The organism is Paraburkholderia caffeinilytica, assembly GCF_003368325.1.
Taxonomy (GTDB): Bacteria; Pseudomonadota; Gammaproteobacteria; order Burkholderiales; family Burkholderiaceae; genus Paraburkholderia; species Paraburkholderia caffeinilytica.
In genome coordinates, this window is the sequence record NZ_CP031467.1 from 1,256,694 (window position 1) to 1,272,344 (window position 15,651).

Below are 15,651 nucleotides of genomic sequence, written 5' to 3' on the forward strand. Positions count from 1 at the left end.
TTAGCGGCGATAGTAGCCGTGGCCGTAGTAACCGCGGTAGTAGCCATGGTGATAATACGGACGGCCATAGCCACCGTAATACCCACCCACCACGACTGCAGGCGGCGCGTAATAGCCCGGCGCATACACCACCGGCGGAGGCGGCTCGTAATAAACCGGCGGCGGCGCGGCATAAACCGGATACGCCGGTGCGACCGGAATGCCAATCCCGATCCCGACGGAAACGTGCGCCTCAGCAGCAGTAGCGAACCCCACGCCGAGTGCGGCAGCAACGACAAACGGAACGATCTTTTTCACTTTTATTCTCCTGGCGCGGCCCACTAAGGTCGCCGACTTTGCATGCCTTGCATGCCATGGAATCAATGTATCGAAAAAGACTCTGCATAGATGTTCGCATTTGTTGCAAATTGCAATTGGCAGCAATAGGTCGGAATGTGCGGCGGCGCGGCGGCGCCCGGACACGCTCTGTAACGGACTGAGAACTAAGGGTTTGCCAGCGCGCCGGCGGATGCGAATCCGCCGCTTTTCAGATCCCGCGGCTTCGGCCTCTCGCCGGCCGGTAATCTTTGATTACAAATTAGCTTCAATCCTGACGGCTCAAACGAAAAATGCCCGATGCGATCGCACCGGGCATTTCTTACCCATCAGCAGACGGTATTTTCAGCCCACCTTCACGTAGGCGAATTCTCGGGAGACGTTGGGCGGGACATACGCGCCGCTGATGCGCACGCGTGGCGTCAAGCGCTTCTTCTGGTCCCACCAGCGACGGCGCTGCGAGTGCGTCAAGAACCGCAAGTGCTTTCGGTAAGAAAAAATATTCATCGTTACCTCCCGAATCTGACTGCGAGACGAAAAACCCAGAACAGCAACTGCCAAACCGGCTCATGAAGAAATTGTGAGCAGTTTTCGGACCCGCGGGGCGCGTACGACCGGATGACCGACCGCACTTGCCATATCGCGGGCGCACTGATCAGAGGAATGCCCGCTCGGGGACACCCTACTGCCGGACGGATGCGCGATACTGCTGCTTTCCCGTTCAAGTGTCCCGTCTGGAGCAGGCAACCATGTCCCAGCCCTCTCTGCCGCGCCTCGGCTTCATCGGTGCGGGACGGCTCGCGCGCTGTCTCGCGCTGAGCTTTTCCCGCGCCGGCTATCCCGTCACGGCGGTGGCGAGCCGCACGGCGGCCTCGGCCAGCCGGCTCGCCGGTCAAATCGAGCATTGCGCGGCATTCGACGATCCACAGCAGGCTGTCGACGCCGCCGACATCATCTTTTTAGCCGTTCCCGACGACAGCATCGGTACGACAGCACACACACTGCGGTTCGCGGCGGACGTGGCCAGCGGCCCATACGGCAAGGCGCTCGTGCACTGCAGCGGCGCCTCGCCGGTGGAATTGCTGGCCCCGGCGCGCGACCAGGGCGCCTCGATCGGCGGCTTTCACCCACTGTACCTCTTTAGCGGCGATCTCGCCGACATCGAGCGGATCGCCGGTTGCTCGGTGACCATCGAGGCCGATGGCGCGCTCATGGATGCGCTGACGGCGCTGGCCGTCGCCCTGCGCTGTCATCCGCTGTCGATTCCGCCGGGCGGCCGCATGCTGTACCACGCCGCCGCTCATTACGCCGCCAGCTTCGCGCTGTGCAGCCTCGCCGAATGCGTCGCGCTATGGCATACGCTAGGCTTTGCCGAAGACGACGCGCTGCGCGCGCTGCTGCCGATGCTCTCCGGCACCATCGAAACCGCCCGCGACAAGGGGCTGCCCAACGCGCTCGCCGGGCCCGTCTCGCGCGGCGATACCGGCGTTGTGGAAAAGCAGTTGGCGTTGCTGGAAGGCCTCGGCGGCGATCATGCCGCACTGTACGGTTTGCTGACGCGGCGCGCGGTCGGATTGGCCGAACGCCGCGCCAAACCGCCCGCTGCGATCGAGGCGATTGCCGAGGCGGTGGAAGAATCGCTCAACCGGTCGCTGAATCAGGCCGCCGCAGGTGCAAGCGTCAAGTAAGCCGTGATAATGTGACGTCCGGCGCCGCGCGCAATCCGCCAGCGCCGCGCTTCGGGACCAACAGACGAGAACGCACAATGATCAAGGTCAGCATCCTCTATCCGTATCGGGAAAACGGCCACTTCGACGTGGATTATTACTGCGTCACGCACATGCCGCTCGCGGCCAGGTTGTTCGGGCCGTCGCTGAAAGGCTGGTCGGTCGACGTCGGCATCAACGCCGGGCCGCCGGGAACGCCGCCGCCGTATGTCGCCGCAGGTCACTTCCTGTTCGATAGCGCGGACGATTTCTACAAGGTCTTCAAGCCGGCCTCGGAGCAGCTGGTTGCCGACATTCCGAATTACACCGACGGCGGCAACGGCACGATTCTGATCAGCGAAATCAAGGTCTCCGTGTGATGTCCTACAGCCGGGTGTGGCTTGGCGGTATGCGGTTCGCCGATTAGCCCGACTCGAACATCTGGAAATTGAACCGCTGCGTCCCCATTTGTGACGCGCAACGCGCCCTCCTCCGGGAATGGCGCAGGCAATCCAAATGAACCCGCCGGCGCACCGATCGGTCAGCGCCGGCACCCTGCGGCCGACCGACGGCCGCCTTCCGAAGGATAAGGACACGAGATGTTTGGCGATATCGCCCGTTTTCTGCTCAATACCGTCTTTACGCTGTTCGGCGCCGCGTTGCTGCTGCGCGCATGGCTGCAAGTCGTGCGCATGCCGCCGTACAACCCCGTCACGAACGCCGTGCTGCAAGCCACCAACTGGATCGTGCTGCCGTTGCGGCACATTCTGCACAGCACGCGCAACATCGACTGGGCGAGTCTTGTCGCCGCGCTGCTTGCGGCAATCGTGTACGTGGTGCTGATGGTGGTGCTCACGGGCGCCGATCCGCTCACGCTCGTGCCGACGCTGCTGATCGTCGCCGTGCTGACCGTCATCAAGTGGGCACTGAATCTGATCATCTGGATGACGATCCTGATGGCGCTGCTGTCGTGGCTCAATCCGCGTTCGCCGGCCATGCCGATTCTGTATCAGCTGACCGCACCGTTCCTGAATCCGCTGCGCCGCGTGGTGCCGCAACTCGGCGGCATCGACCTCTCGCCGATTCTGCTGTTCGTAATCGTGCAGGTGCTGCTGATGGTGGTGACGCGCGCGGCCGTTCAGTTGACTTATTTCGTGATCTGACCGGCGCGGCGCGCGTCTTGCAGATCAGGGTGGCGGCAGCGCGATTTGCGCTAACCGCCTCTTCGCGAGTAGAATCGTGCGCTCTGCGGGCGTCGTATAATGGTAATACCCTAGCTTCCCAAGCTAGAGCCGTGGGTTCGATTCCCATCGCCCGCTCCACCTTCCTGCTGGACCGTCAGCAGCATCCAGCACGAGCCGCCTCCCATGAAGGCGGCTTTTTTGTGGTGGCAGCGCTCAAGGCATAGCGATTCGAGCGGACCGTGCCTGCGAGCCGCGGCCCATGCCGCGCAAGCGCAAGCGGCGCCTCGCAACACGCCATGCAAGCGGCCAGGCCCTCACCCTAGTAAGCAGTATCGACAATGATCCACGATCCAAACGACGCCGGCCTGCCCGACGAACTCCCGCCGCCTTCCGCCGACGCTGAAGGCCAACCGGCCGGCACGGAGACCGGCGCCGACACCCCGCAAGGCGAAGCCTTGCATCGACGCCGCATCCGCAGTTTTGTCACGCGTGCGGGCCGCGTATCGACCGGCCAGCGCCGCGCCATGGACGAACTCGGTCCGCATTTTGTCGTGCCCTTCACACCGCAACAACCCGACTGGACCAGCGTGTTCGGCCGCGCAGCGCCGCGTGTGCTGGAAATCGGTTTCGGGATGGGCGCGACCACGGCGGAGATCGCCTCGCACCGCCCCGGCGACGACTTTCTCGGCGTCGAAGTGCACGAGCCGGGCGTCGGCGCGCTGCTCAAGCTGATGGGCGAACAGAACCTGTCGAACATCCGCATCGTTCAGCACGACGCGGTCGAAGTCCTCGAACAGATGATCGCGCCGGACAGCCTCGACGGCGTCCATATCTTCTTTCCGGATCCGTGGCACAAGGCGCGCCACCACAAGCGCCGGCTGATCCAGCCGAAGTTCGTCGCATTGCTGGTTTCGCGTCTGAAGCCCGGTGCGTATCTGCATTGCGCGACCGACTGGCAAAACTACGCCGAGCAGATGCTCGAAGTGCTGGGCGCCGATCCGGCGCTGGAAAACACCGCCGACGGCTATGCGCCGCGTCCCGAGTATCGTCCGGTGACGAAGTTCGAGCGCCGTGGCTTACGGCTCGGGCATGGTGTATGGGATCTGGTGTTCAGGAAGCGCGGCACAGTATAAAACCGCGCTGCAGTTGTACTCGCCACACACAAAAAGGTCCGCAAACGCGGACCTTTTTTCATGACTTCAGGAAACGGCGGAAAATCAATCCGCCCAGCTCAACGCGCCGCTGTAGCCCACCAGAAGGATCAACAGCCCAAAGCCAATGCGATACCACGCGAACACCGTGAAATCGTGCGCGGCGATGTAGCGAAGCAGCCAGCGCACGCAGGCGAAGGCGCTGATGAAAGCCGCCACGAAACCGAGCGCGAAGCTGCCGAGCGCGTCGGCGGACAGCAGATGCCAGTCTTTATACAGCTCGTAAGCCGTCGCGCCGAAGATGATCGGAATCGCGAGGAAGAACGAGAACTCAGTCGCGACGCGCCGCTCAAGACCAAACAGCATCCCGCCGATGATCGTCGAACCCGAGCGCGACATGCCCGGAATCAACGCAAAACATTGAGCAAGGCCGACTTTCAAGGCATCCAGCGGGCTCAAATCGTCGACGTTCTGCACGCGTGCCGCCGCCTCACCGCGCGCACGCTGGCGCGCCTCCGCCCACAGGATCACCACCCCGCCCGCCACCAGCGCGAACGCGACCGGCACCGGCGAAAACAGCGCCGCCTTGATGGCCTTCTCGAACAGCAGACCAAGCACGATCGCCGGAATCGTCGCGATGATCACATTCAACGTAAAGCGCCTTGCGTCGGGCCGGCTGGGCAAGCCGACCACCACGCTGCCGATGCGGCGGCGAAACTCCCAGCACACCGCCAGAATCGCGCCGAGCTGGATCACGACATCGAAGGTTTTCGCATGGTCATCCGTGAAATTGAGCAGACTGCCTGCGACGATCAAATGACCGGTGCTCGATACCGGCAAAAATTCCGTCAGCCCCTCGACGACGCCCAGAATCAGCGCCTTGCACGCCATTAGCCAGTCCATCCGTGACCCTCATCGCTATAGATTGTCTAAACGAACAGGGGCGGCACGATGTGCGCGCGGCCCTGCCGGCCGCGCGCAGCGTCATTTCTCGACGATTTGCACGCGTATGCCGTTTGTAAGGATGGTGATTGTACCGGGTTCGTAATTCACGCCGGCAAATTGCAGTTGTTCGGGCTTGAAGGTGTAGATCGGATAGTTGGTCAGCAACTGCGTGGCGAGCACGGCCGCTGCGGCGTTGATCTGCTGCGTGTAGGCCTGCGCCTGGCCGCTCACGCTGACGTTGTCGACGCTCGGCGACTTCAGCACGACCGATTTGCTGGCGGCGTCGTAGGCCAGCTCGCTCGACAGCGTGAATACGCCGTTGACCGGTTGCGCCATGAACGGGCTCGCGAGCCGGGCGTCGAGCTTCACCGAGACGCGATTCGCGTCCGGCAGGAAGCCGACCACCGGATTGGTCAGCGCGACGTCGAACACTTGCGAAACCGTGCGCTGATAGGGGAATTTACGCTGCACTGCGTCCTGCACCTGCTGCTGCGAGAACGTGTAGTGCGAGGGGATGAACGGGAAGGTCGATGTCGCGCAGGCCGCGAGCGACACGGTGATGCCAAGCGCGGTGCAGCCTGTCAGCGCGGCAAGCAGGAAGCGGCGCCGGGTCGGCGCAGCGGGTCGAGTCATGCGAAATCTCCTGTGGAAGGCTTCTCGAGCATGCGGTTGTGTTGGGTTGTTTGTCCGGGCGGATGACGTGGCGCAATCGTTCACGCGCGTTATGGACGCATCGCCGGTTGCGGTTGAGTCTGCGTTTCAAGCTGGGTGAGCCACGCGAGCGCCTCGCCGCGGCTCGCGCCGCACATGTCCATCTGCGGCTGCAGACCGGAACAGCACGCCGGCCGCTCCGGTTGACCGAAAATCGCGCAGCGCAGATCGTCCCCGAGTTGCACGCAGCGCACGCCCGCCGGCTTGCCATTCGGCATGCCAGGGATCGGACTCGAAATCGACGGCGCGATACAACACGCGCCGCAATCGGGGCGGCAGGCATGACCGGCCACCCGGAACGGGAACTCGCGCTTCACAACGGTATTCGGCACATCACTCACGACATTTTTCCTGAACTCGAAAACACGCAAAACAACAGCCAACGCAACGCCAGACCCGCATTGTGCCATCGCATCGCGTGCGACCTTTTTACGCAATCCGGCAACGGGTCGCTCACGTAGACTCGATGGATACGAAAGGCCACGCTCAAGAGGCGTTTGCGCAGTTCGAACCGGTCCCGAGAATCCGCCGGCTCGCGCCTCCTCAAAGGTGGCTGTCAAACCCGAGCGCCCCATGACCACCGCCAACACGCTGTTCCGCCCCGACCTGCTCGCCAAATACAATGCGAACGGTCCACGGTATACGTCCTATCCGACCGCCTTGCAGTTCCGCGACGATTTCGATCCCGCCGACTATTTGCGCGCCGCCGCGGACCCAGGCGCTTCCGCCACCGATCTCTCGCTGTACTTCCACATTCCCTTTTGCGACACCGTGTGCTTCTACTGCGGCTGCAACAAGGTCGCCACGAAGAACCGCGCGCACGCGCGTCCCTATGTCGAGCGCCTGAAGCGCGAAATGGCCTTGCAGGCAGCGTGTTTCGACACGCGGCGCCCCGTGTCGCAATTGCATTGGGGCGGCGGCACGCCCACGTTTCTGTCGCACGATGAAATGACGGAACTGATGGCTGCGACGCGCGAATACTTCACGTTGCTGCCCGATACTGAAGGCGAATATTCGATCGAAGTCGACCCGCGCGAGGCGTCGCCCGGGACCATTGCGCATCTGCGCACGCTCGGCTTCAATCGGCTCAGTCTCGGCGTACAGGATTTCGATCCGGTGGTGCAGCAGGCGATCAATCGCATTCAGCCGCTCGAAATGACCGCCTCGGTGATGCACGCCGCACGCGATATGGGGTTCCACTCGATCGGCGTCGATCTGATTTACGGGCTGCCGCATCAAACGGTCGATAGCTTCAGCCGCACGCTCGATACGATGATCGAGCTCGCACCCGATCGTCTTTCCGTGTTCGCCTATGCGCACATGCCGCAACTCTTCAAGATGCAACGACAGATGGATCCGGCCACGCTGCCCTCTCCCGCCACGCGGCTCGCGATCCTGGAGCGGGTGATCGAGCGCTTGACGAGCACGGGTTATGTCTACATCGGCATGGACCACTTCGCGCGACCCACCGACGAACTCGCACGCGCGCAGGCGCAGCGTACATTGCATCGGAATTTTCAGGGGTACAGCACGCGGGCGGAATGCGATCTGATCGGCTTCGGTGCGTCGTCGATCGGCAAGGTCGGCGACGTGTACGCGCAGAACGTCAAGGACCTGCCCGGCTATGCCGCGGCAATCGATGCGGGCAAGCTCGCGATCACACGCGGCGTGCGCCTTACCGTGGACGACCGTCTGCGTCGCGATGTGATCACCCAATTGATGTGCAATCTGGAACTGCGCTTCGATGAATTCGAAGCCGCGTACGGCATCCGCTTCGCCGATACGTTCGAGCCGGAACTGGAGCGCCTGCGCGGCTTCGAGCAGGACGGACTGGTGTCGGTGAGCGGCAGCAAGCTCGAAGTGCGGACGGCCGGACGCATGCTGGTGCGCAACATTGCGATGGTGTTCGACCGCTATCTCGGTCAGCAGACGCTCGAACGATTTTCACGCACGGTTTGATGACGGAGCACGCGACGAAGGCAAGCGGCTTGCCCGCCGTCGAATTTTCGGCCATAATCTGCGTCTTCGCCGCGTGCCGTACTCTGACGCGTGCGCCGCAAGACCTGCCCAGGTGGTGAAATTGGTAGACGCAGGGGACTCAAAATCCCCCGCCGCAAGGCGTGCCGGTTCGATTCCGGCCCTGGGCACCATCAGCTGTTCCGGCAAAAGCCGAAGTATTCCGAGAAACCCCGCAAGATCAACGTCTTGCGGGGTTTTTTATTCCTCAGCGATCCGCTTTGACTCGTCGACACCGCGTGGGATCTGGTCGGCGCAATTCCATCGGCACAAACAACTCGCTTCGCTTCAATCACGGAGCCGTCCAAGGTCGGCGAGATGCTGCGCACGTTCGACGGTTTCGCCGGCGCATTTCGCGTGGCGCCGATCATTGGCGCGAGCATCGCGTGCGGCATCGGCATCGTCGGGGTGCTCGGCGTGTTGCTGTGAGGCCGATCAGACATGCCGTGCGATCATCGGCGGGCATGTCAACAGTCGGCCACGATAAAGCGGCGCAATTGGCGCACGAACTCCGCGCGGGCGGCGGCAGGCAGTTGCCGTCCGACGGGAACACGCTGCCAGCCATCGCAAAGGTAGACGGCGCCATCGCTGTCGCCGAGAGACACGGCCAGGCGAGCCGCATTCATCCAATACATCGTGCGGCGTCCGCACTCGTGTACTTCGACGATCACGAACGGAGGCGCGAACGTCAGCACCTCGCCGTCCGTCGCGTGCCTGGCGTAGGCGATAAAGGCGATGCCGACGGCCACGGTGCAAAGCATCGAGAACGGCAGCGTGAGCCACGCGCCGAATACGAATGCCGCTGCCACGCCGATCGCGAGGTCGAGCGCCATGAGGAACACGGTCGCGGCGAGCGACTGCCGCGGCGTGAGGGAGCAGTTGCGCTTGATGCGCCACTCGCGGCTCGGCACACCTCCCTCGCCGTCGAAAGAGCCAGGCCCGTACGACCGCCTGAAGTATGCGTACATGATCGAAAGTCCTGCGTCGCGGAGCCATTCGCGGCGCGCAAATGCGCGTGCCGCGCTGCCCCGAATGCAGCGTCCACGCCGCTTGCAATGTCACCGTTACACTTGCACCGGACTACGATGGGCCGCCCGCGTCCGCCTTGACCCCGCGGGATGTGTTGCGCTCCAGTCTCATGTACAGGTTCGCCGCCACGATACCGAAGACGATGTGAGCGAACAGGCTGGCCAAGTTGCGTGCTTCTGCGAACCACGGAAAAAACCGTGTCATGCCGTAGAAATTAATCAGGTAAACGGCTACAGCGAAAACGCCACCCGCCAGTGAAGCCATCCCCATGCTCGAGTCAAGGTTGAACGACGTCATGATCAGACCGAGAATAAGCGCGAACACGATGGCAAGGGCAAAATGCACCACAAAGGCTGCGAGCACGATGCCAATTGAGAATGTTTGCGACGATTGCAATGCGCCTCGGCCCAGCATGATCGCGGCGACCATGCGTGGGGGCTCCAGCGGACTTCCGCCCGTCGTCAGTGCCATCAGGACAACCCCTAACGCCAGGAATACAGCGCCCGCCATGACGCCTGCCAGCACGGCTGCCCGCCAGTCGAGCTGGCCGTGTGTGAAATGATGGGAATCCATGTGAAGTTGCACAATTTCTCTCCCGATCGATTCGAATAATTCATTCTAGTCCGCCAGATCGCGAGACTGATAGCGCCGCATGGCTATCGCAAACCCGACTGATGATCCTCGTTCTGGCGACGGAGCGGCGTGATGAACTGCACATGCAAGAGACCCGTGAGGCACGTCAGTTGTTGGCCGCAGCAGACCTGTCAGCGGATCGATAATTAATCTTTTAGTTCGCAGTAGAAGATCAAATGCCTGCGAAGCCACGGATCGATCGCTACGCCGCGATGGACACGGCCCAACGCAGGACGTTCCGGGACCGGCTCGGGCTACCGTCCGGCAGCGCCTTGACCAACAGTACAAGCCGCCTCGGTTAGAAGGCGACTGCTCGATCGAGCTCGACGAGGACCCGACGGATCACTGAAGACCCTGCCCGCCCGGCAAACGGCGCGTCGCTTTCCGCGCGATTTGGCGCAATCCTATCCGTTCGGTTTGAGCGGAAGCGATCGACCGGAACGGCGGCAAAGGAGTAATGTTACATAGCGGACTGTTCAGAGTGGACGGCATGGAACCCGATCGTGGCATCACGGCATGGTCGCGGTGCGTGCCACCGCATACACCGCTGTCTCGGCGCGGGTGAGGTAGGGCGGCATAGTCTGCAACCGCCAGTCAACGATGGAAGGAGGCCACATGTCACTCATCGTCGCAGCACGCTTTACGACATTCCCCGCCGCTGAAGACGCGGCGCAACGGCTCTTCAATGCAGGTTTTGTCGAGGAGGACGTCACACTGTTTTTCGTCAATCCGATCGGCCAGCACGCACGTTTTCGGCCCGGCGGCGATATCAGCGCCGACGCAAACGCGAAGGAGGCACCGAAGGGTGCCGAGATGGGTATCACGATTGGCGCAGCGGTTGGCGCCGTGGTCGGTGTCGGAATCTTCGCGGCGTTTTCGGCGCCGCTTATCATGTCGTTGATCGCGGCCGGGGTGAGTGCGTATGTCGGTTCATTGGTCGGCGCGATGATGCGCACGCGTGAAGCCAGCGACGAAGAAACCCGTGATTCCGGCGTGCTGGTGGCCGTCCACGTGTCGCCGGACAGCCAGTTGGATGCCGCACGGGTGCTGCGCGATGCGGGAGGCGCGGCGATCGAACGCGCGACCGGCCGCTGGCAACAAGGGCGGTGGGCGGACTTCGATCCGCTCAAGCAGCCTGAGCCGCTCAACGAATTCAGTGAGAAGCACGCCTGATTCGAAGGTGTTTTTCGCTGAGAGTTTCAGCGAGCCAGGAAACAAAAACGGCCCGGCATTTGTCGGGTCGTTTTGTATTCAGAGCGGTGCATTCCAGGCACTCGCCTGAGGAATGGTCGGCACAGGGATATCAGTGGAAGAAGAGTTCCCGCATGCCGAAAGTGTGATGCGCTTCGGCAGCCATCAGCACCATCAGCACCAGCAGACCCAAGGGCGGCATCAGAATGGCGTACACCAGCGCCAGCCGCTCCCACATCATGTGCATGAAAATCGACACGATCAGCCCGGCCTTGGCGATCATGAGCACGACGATCAGTGTCCAGCGCAGCACGCCCTGCACGTGAAAGTAATCCACCATGTACGACATCGTGCTCAGTACGAACAGCAGGCCCCAGATTTTCAGGTAGATGCCGATCGGATGCTGCTGGCCGTGCCCGGCGTCGGGTCGATGGGCCGAATCGATGTGGTCCATGGTCTGCCTCACCACAAATAGAACAGCGCAAAGATGAACACCCACACCAGGTCGACGAAGTGCCAGTACAAGCCGGCAATCTCCACGATCTGAAAGTTGCCGTGCTCCGTGAACCCCGGCTGCAGGATCTTGCGCGCGATCAGCAGCAGGTAGATCACACCGCAGCTCACGTGAAAGCCGTGGAACCCGGTGATCATGAAGAAGCACGCGCCAAACTGCGCAGCGCCCACCGGGTTGCCCCAGGGGCGGATACCTTCATGGACGATCAGCTTGGTCCATTCGAAGGCCTGCATCGACACGAAGGTCGCGCCCAGCAGCGCGGTCGCCAGCAACAGTACGGCAGCGCGTTTTGCGTTGCGCCGATAGCCAAAGTTGACAGCCATCGCCATGGTGCCGCTGCTGCTGATCAGGATGAACGTCATGATGGCGATCAGCAGCAAGGGCACATCCACGCCGCCCACCGTGAGCGCGAACACCTTGGACGTGTCAGGCCATGGCACCGTGGTCGACATGCGCACCGTCATGTAGCCGATCAGGAAGCTGCTGAAGATAAAGGTGTCCGAGAGCAGGAAGATCCACATCATCGCCTTGCCCCACGGCACCTTGAAGGCTTCGCGGTCGGCTGACCAGTCCGTGACGATGCCGCGCCAGCCGTCAGGCCCGGCGTCGGCGGGCGTGGTGGCGGCGGATTCGGTGGGGAGCGTGGGCGTGGTCATGGCGCGGCTCCATACAGCGGCCCGCAGATAGTGGCGACGAACCCAGGGGTGATCCACCACATCGCCGCCAGCAGCACGAGCCAGACAGACAGCAGGAAATGCCAGTAGATGGCGCAAAGCGCGATGGCGCGGTGGGCCCGGAAGGGGTCCGCTCGCCGGAGAAGCGCGATCGTCACGGCCCAGGCCACCAGCCCGCCCAGCACGTGCAACCCGTGGAGGCCGGTGAGCAGGTAGAGGAAGCTATTCGAAGGATTGACGGTGACGGTCTGCCCGGCCGCCGACAGCATGCGCCAGACGGCCAGTTGTCCGATCACGAACACGGCCGCCAGCACACCGCCGGACACCAGCCACGCCGCGCGGTGCAAGGTAATCTGCCGGGCACGCTGCATGGCAATGCTCGCCAGCACCAGCGCGCCAGTGTTCCACCACAGCAGCGCCGGATGCGGGATCGGCTGCCAGTCGGGCTCGCGCATACGCATTGCATAGGCGAGCAGCAGCAGTGAAAACAAGGTCGTTGCCACCGCCATGAAGACGATCAGGCCGATGCGGCTCGCATTCGGCAAGACAGGTGGCGCGTCGGGAACGAAGGCGCGGGGCAGTGTGGTCATTCGCGTGCCTCTCCGGGTTGAAGCGTCGGGTGGGCGGCCGGTTCAGGCGCCGTCGCGGGCGGCTGGTTTTGCGGGACGAAGTCTTCCTCCTGCCCCGTCGGACTGTACTCGTACGCCCAGCGGTAAACGATGGGCGGCGCGGCGCCCCAGTTGCCATGCACCGGCGGCGTTTGCGGCGTCTGCCATTCCAGCGTGGTGGCCCGCCAGGGGTTGCCGTCGGCACGCTTGCCGCGCGCGAGGCTCCACGCCAGGTTGTACAGGAACAGCAACTGCGCCACTGCAACGATCAGCGCGACGATGGTGATGAACGTGTTGAGCGTCTGCGCCGAAGATGGAATGAAGCTGATGCCCTCATACGCGTAATACCGTCGCGGCATGCCAAGGATGCCGAGATAGTGCATCGGGAAGTAGATCGCATAGGTGCCGAGGAAGGTAACCCAGAAGTGCACGCGCCCGAGCGTGTCGTTGAGCATGCGGCCCGTCACCTTCGGATACCAGTGGTAGATGCCGCCAAATACCACCAGGATCGGCGACACGGCCATCACCATATGGAAGTGCGCCACCACGAAATACGTGTTCGACAGCGGAATGTCCACGCTCACGTTGCCGAGATAGAGCCCGGTCAGCCCACCCAGGACGAAAGTGCTGATGAATCCGATGGCAAACAGCATCGGCACGGTCAGGTGGATATCGCCGCGCCACAGCGTCAGCACCCAGTTGTAGACCTTGAGGGCGGTCGGGATGGCGATGATGAGCGTGGTGGTGGCAAAGAAGAAGCCGAAGTACGGATTCATGCCGGCGATGAACATGTGGTGCGCCCAGACCACGAAGCTCAGCCCACCGATGACGACGATGGCCCACACCATCATCTTGTAGCCGAAGATGCTCTTGCGCGCGTGCGTGCTGATGAGGTCCGACGCAATGCCAAAGGCCGGCAGCGCGACGATGTAGACTTCCGGATGCCCGAAGAACCAGAACAGGTGCTGGAACAGCAGCGGGCTGCCGCCGGCATGCTTGAGCGTCTGCCCCATCGACACCACGGCCGGTATGAAGAAACTGGTGCCGAGTGCCCGGTCGAGGAGCATCATCACCGCCGACACGAACAGCGCCGGAAACGCCAGCAGTGCCAGGATGGTCGCGATGAAGATGCCCCACACCGTGAGCGGCATACGCATGAGCGTCATGCCGCGCGTGCGCGCCTGCAGCGTGGTGGTGACGTAATTCAGGCCGCCCATCGTTGCCGCGACAATGAAGATCGCCAGCGACACCAGCATCAACACGATGCCCCATTCCACGCCCGGCGTGCCCGGCAGGATGGCCTGGGGTGGATACAGCGTCCAGCCCGCGCCGGTCGGCCCGCCTGGCACGAAGAAGCTCGCCACCAGCACCAGCACGGCCAGCAGGTAGACCCAGTAGCTCAACATGTTGAGAAACGGGAACACCATGTCGCGCGCACCCAGCATCAGCGGGATCAGGTAATTGCCAAAGCCGCCCAGAAACAGCGCCGTCAGCAGATAGATCACCATGATCATCCCGTGCATGGTGACGAACTGGTAGTAATGGGTGGCGTCGATGAAACTGAACTTGCCCGGAAAGCCGAGCTGCAACCGCATCAGGTCCGACAACACAAGGCCGACGAGCCCGATGGCGATGGCCGTCAGCGAATACTGCACGGCGATGACCTTGTGGTCCTGGCTCCAGACATAGCGGGTCCAGAAGCTTTGCGGGCCGTGATCGGTGTGTGCGTAGGACATTGCGTGTGCTCCGCTAGGGTTTGGCTGCGCTGATGGCGGCCGGGCCGCCTTGCGATTCGATGTAGGTCACCAGCGCGGTCAGCTCCTGCTCGCTCAGGTCGAAGGTCGGCATGATGGGCGCGAAGCCCTTCACGACGCGGGACTTCGGGTTGCGGATAAAGGCGCGCAGATAGGCTTCGTCCACCTTCGCCGTACTGCCGTCGGCCATCGTTTCGGTCTTGCCGTACAGGCCCTTCCAGGTGGGGCCCACGAGCGGACTGCCATCCACGGTATGGCAGGCGATGCAGCCCTTGGCCGCTGCGAGCGCCTTGCCCTGGTCAGCAAGCACCTGAGCTCTGCCGCCCGCAGCGGCGGGTGCGGCCTGCACTCTGGCCTGCTGCCGCTGCTCGAACGTGCTCTGCTGCGCCAGCCAGCGCGCGAACGATGCCTCGTCTTCCACCACGACTACGCCGCGCATGTTGGAGTGGCCGATACCGCAAAGCTGCGCGCACAGGATGTCGTAACGGCCTGCCTTGGTCGGCGTGAACCAGAAGGTCGTCACCATGCCGGGCACCATGTTCATGCGCGCACGGAACGGCGGCACGTAGAAGTCGTGCAGCACGTCGCGCGACCGTGTCAGCACCTGGATCGGCCGGTTGAGCGGCAGGTGCACCTCGGGCGTCTCGATCAGGTAGTTGTCACGGCCGTTGGGGTCGGCGGGATTCAGGCCGAAGGGATTGTCGTTGCTGATGTAGCGCACGTCTGTCGTGCCCAGCTTGCCTCCGGGGCCGGCAAAGCGGAAGCGCCATTGCCACTGCTGGCCGAGCACTTCCATCTGCAGCACGTTGGGCGGCGGCCGTACGAAGTCCGCGTAGACGAAGAGCCCCGGTGCCAGCAACGCTGCCACGCCGACAGTGGTCAGGCCGATCAGCCACCATTCCAGCCGCTTGTTGTGCGGCTCGTAAGCTGCGCGATGCCCCCTGCGATTGCGGTAGCGCACCAGTGCGATCACGATGAACAGGTTGATCGCGATGAAGAGCACGCCGGTAATGACCAGCGTGATCGTGAGCATGTCGTCCATGCGCACCCAGTTCGAGGCGATCGGCGTGATCCACCAGGGACTGGCAAAGTGAAACCCCACCGCCAATACGATGATCAGGCTCAGGGCAATCGCAAGCGCCATAGTCCACCTCGCTGCGCGTCACTTGCTGGAGCCGCTGACAAAAAGGCTCCTGGCGTCGTTGTGCCGCCCTGCCGTA

General features: G+C 62.8%; 18 protein-coding genes and 2 tRNA genes. 8 read left to right on the plus strand and 12 right to left on the minus strand.

Annotation, left to right across the window (positions count from 1 at the left end; genetic code table 11):
• Together DSC91_RS21645 and DSC91_RS37905 are read right to left on the minus strand one after the other, a co-directional pair.
• The gene (locus DSC91_RS21645) at positions 1–297 is read right to left on the minus strand and encodes a hypothetical protein (RefSeq protein ID WP_115780792.1); all 297 of its coding nucleotides are present in this window, start codon (positions 295–297) and stop codon (positions 1–3) included.
• Between the two features lie 363 nt (positions 298–660).
• On the minus strand, positions 661–822 hold the full coding sequence (locus DSC91_RS37905; protein ID WP_167470520.1) for a hypothetical protein: 162 nt from the start codon (positions 820–822) through the stop codon (positions 661–663).
• 242 nt (positions 823–1,064) lie between these two features.
• On the opposite strand from DSC91_RS37905, the gene DSC91_RS21650 reads away from it, so the two are divergent.
• From DSC91_RS21650 to trmB, 5 genes are all read left to right on the plus strand, one after another.
• The gene (locus DSC91_RS21650) at positions 1,065–2,003 is read left to right on the plus strand and encodes a Rossmann-like and DUF2520 domain-containing protein (protein WP_115780793.1); all 939 of its coding nucleotides are present in this window, start codon (positions 1,065–1,067) and stop codon (positions 2,001–2,003) included.
• Positions 2,004–2,080: 77 nt separating this feature from the next.
• Positions 2,081–2,401 (plus strand): EthD family reductase, encoded by a 321-nt coding sequence (locus tag DSC91_RS21655; RefSeq protein ID WP_115780794.1) that lies wholly within the window; start codon positions 2,081–2,083, stop codon positions 2,399–2,401.
• 219 nt (positions 2,402–2,620) lie between these two features.
• The gene (locus tag DSC91_RS21660; RefSeq protein ID WP_115780795.1) at positions 2,621–3,184 is read left to right on the plus strand and encodes a YggT family protein; all 564 of its coding nucleotides are present in this window, start codon (positions 2,621–2,623) and stop codon (positions 3,182–3,184) included.
• Positions 3,185–3,269: 85 nt separating this feature from the next.
• Positions 3,270–3,343: transfer RNA gene (locus tag DSC91_RS21665), tRNA-Gly, on the plus strand.
• A 200-nt stretch (positions 3,344–3,543) separates the two neighbouring features.
• Positions 3,544–4,338, plus strand: a complete 795-nt coding sequence (gene trmB / locus DSC91_RS21670) for a tRNA (guanosine(46)-N7)-methyltransferase TrmB (protein WP_115780796.1) — start codon at positions 3,544–3,546, stop codon at positions 4,336–4,338.
• Between the two features lie 84 nt (positions 4,339–4,422).
• On the opposite strand, the gene DSC91_RS21675 is transcribed toward trmB, so the two are convergent.
• From DSC91_RS21675 to DSC91_RS21685, 3 genes are all read right to left on the minus strand, one after another.
• Positions 4,423–5,259 carry an undecaprenyl-diphosphate phosphatase gene (locus DSC91_RS21675; protein WP_115780797.1) on the minus strand — a complete coding sequence of 279 codons (837 nt, stop codon included), beginning with the start codon at positions 5,257–5,259 and terminating at the stop codon, positions 4,423–4,425.
• An 81-nt stretch (positions 5,260–5,340) separates the two neighbouring features.
• Positions 5,341–5,934, minus strand: coding sequence for a DUF1439 domain-containing protein (locus DSC91_RS21680; protein ID WP_115780798.1), 594 nt, complete (start codon positions 5,932–5,934; stop codon positions 5,341–5,343).
• An 89-nt stretch (positions 5,935–6,023) separates the two neighbouring features.
• Positions 6,024–6,353, minus strand: a complete 330-nt coding sequence (locus DSC91_RS21685) for a YkgJ family cysteine cluster protein (RefSeq protein ID WP_115780799.1) — start codon at positions 6,351–6,353, stop codon at positions 6,024–6,026.
• Between the two features lie 232 nt (positions 6,354–6,585).
• On the opposite strand from DSC91_RS21685, the gene hemN reads away from it, so the two are divergent.
• Together hemN and DSC91_RS21695 are read left to right on the plus strand one after the other, a co-directional pair.
• Positions 6,586–7,971 (plus strand): oxygen-independent coproporphyrinogen III oxidase, encoded by a 1,386-nt coding sequence (gene hemN / locus DSC91_RS21690; RefSeq protein WP_115780800.1) that lies wholly within the window; start codon positions 6,586–6,588, stop codon positions 7,969–7,971.
• Positions 7,972–8,077: 106 nt separating this feature from the next.
• Positions 8,078–8,162: transfer RNA gene (locus DSC91_RS21695), tRNA-Leu, on the plus strand.
• A 333-nt stretch (positions 8,163–8,495) separates the two neighbouring features.
• On the opposite strand, the gene DSC91_RS21705 is transcribed toward DSC91_RS21695, so the two are convergent.
• Together DSC91_RS21705 and DSC91_RS21710 are read right to left on the minus strand one after the other, a co-directional pair.
• A complete protein-coding gene (locus DSC91_RS21705; protein ID WP_115780801.1) occupies positions 8,496–8,996 on the minus strand; it encodes a DUF2244 domain-containing protein in 501 nt (166 codons plus the stop codon).
• Between the two features lie 112 nt (positions 8,997–9,108).
• Positions 9,109–9,630, minus strand: a complete 522-nt coding sequence (locus DSC91_RS21710) for a hypothetical protein (RefSeq protein ID WP_208645769.1) — start codon at positions 9,628–9,630, stop codon at positions 9,109–9,111.
• A gap of 675 nt (positions 9,631–10,305) precedes the next feature.
• Here DSC91_RS21710 and DSC91_RS21715 point away from each other — a divergent pair.
• Positions 10,306–10,863: a glycine zipper domain-containing protein gene (locus DSC91_RS21715; protein WP_115780803.1), complete on the plus strand. Its 558-nt coding sequence runs from the start codon at positions 10,306–10,308 to the stop codon at positions 10,861–10,863.
• A gap of 130 nt (positions 10,864–10,993) precedes the next feature.
• Here DSC91_RS21715 and DSC91_RS21720 read toward each other — a convergent pair whose 3' ends face one another.
• From DSC91_RS21720 to DSC91_RS21740, 5 genes are read right to left on the minus strand one after another with little or no spacing between them, the layout of a single operon-like run.
• The gene (locus tag DSC91_RS21720) at positions 10,994–11,335 is read right to left on the minus strand and encodes a cytochrome C oxidase subunit IV family protein (protein WP_115780804.1); all 342 of its coding nucleotides are present in this window, start codon (positions 11,333–11,335) and stop codon (positions 10,994–10,996) included.
• 8 nt (positions 11,336–11,343) lie between these two features.
• A complete protein-coding gene (locus tag DSC91_RS21725; RefSeq protein WP_115780805.1) occupies positions 11,344–12,051 on the minus strand; it encodes a heme-copper oxidase subunit III family protein in 708 nt (235 codons plus the stop codon).
• Positions 12,048–12,659 carry a cytochrome c oxidase subunit 3 gene (locus tag DSC91_RS21730; protein WP_115780806.1) on the minus strand — a complete coding sequence of 204 codons (612 nt, stop codon included), beginning with the start codon at positions 12,657–12,659 and terminating at the stop codon, positions 12,048–12,050. Before DSC91_RS21730 ends, DSC91_RS21725 begins: the two co-directional genes overlap by 4 nt.
• A complete protein-coding gene (ctaD, locus tag DSC91_RS21735; RefSeq protein WP_115780807.1) occupies positions 12,656–14,413 on the minus strand; it encodes a cytochrome c oxidase subunit I in 1,758 nt (585 codons plus the stop codon). The genes DSC91_RS21730 and ctaD overlap by 4 nt, the downstream gene beginning before the upstream one ends.
• Positions 14,414–14,426: 13 nt before the next feature.
• A complete protein-coding gene (locus DSC91_RS21740) occupies positions 14,427–15,575 on the minus strand; it encodes a c-type cytochrome (RefSeq protein ID WP_115780808.1) in 1,149 nt (382 codons plus the stop codon).
• Positions 15,576–15,651 lie beyond the last annotated feature (76 nt).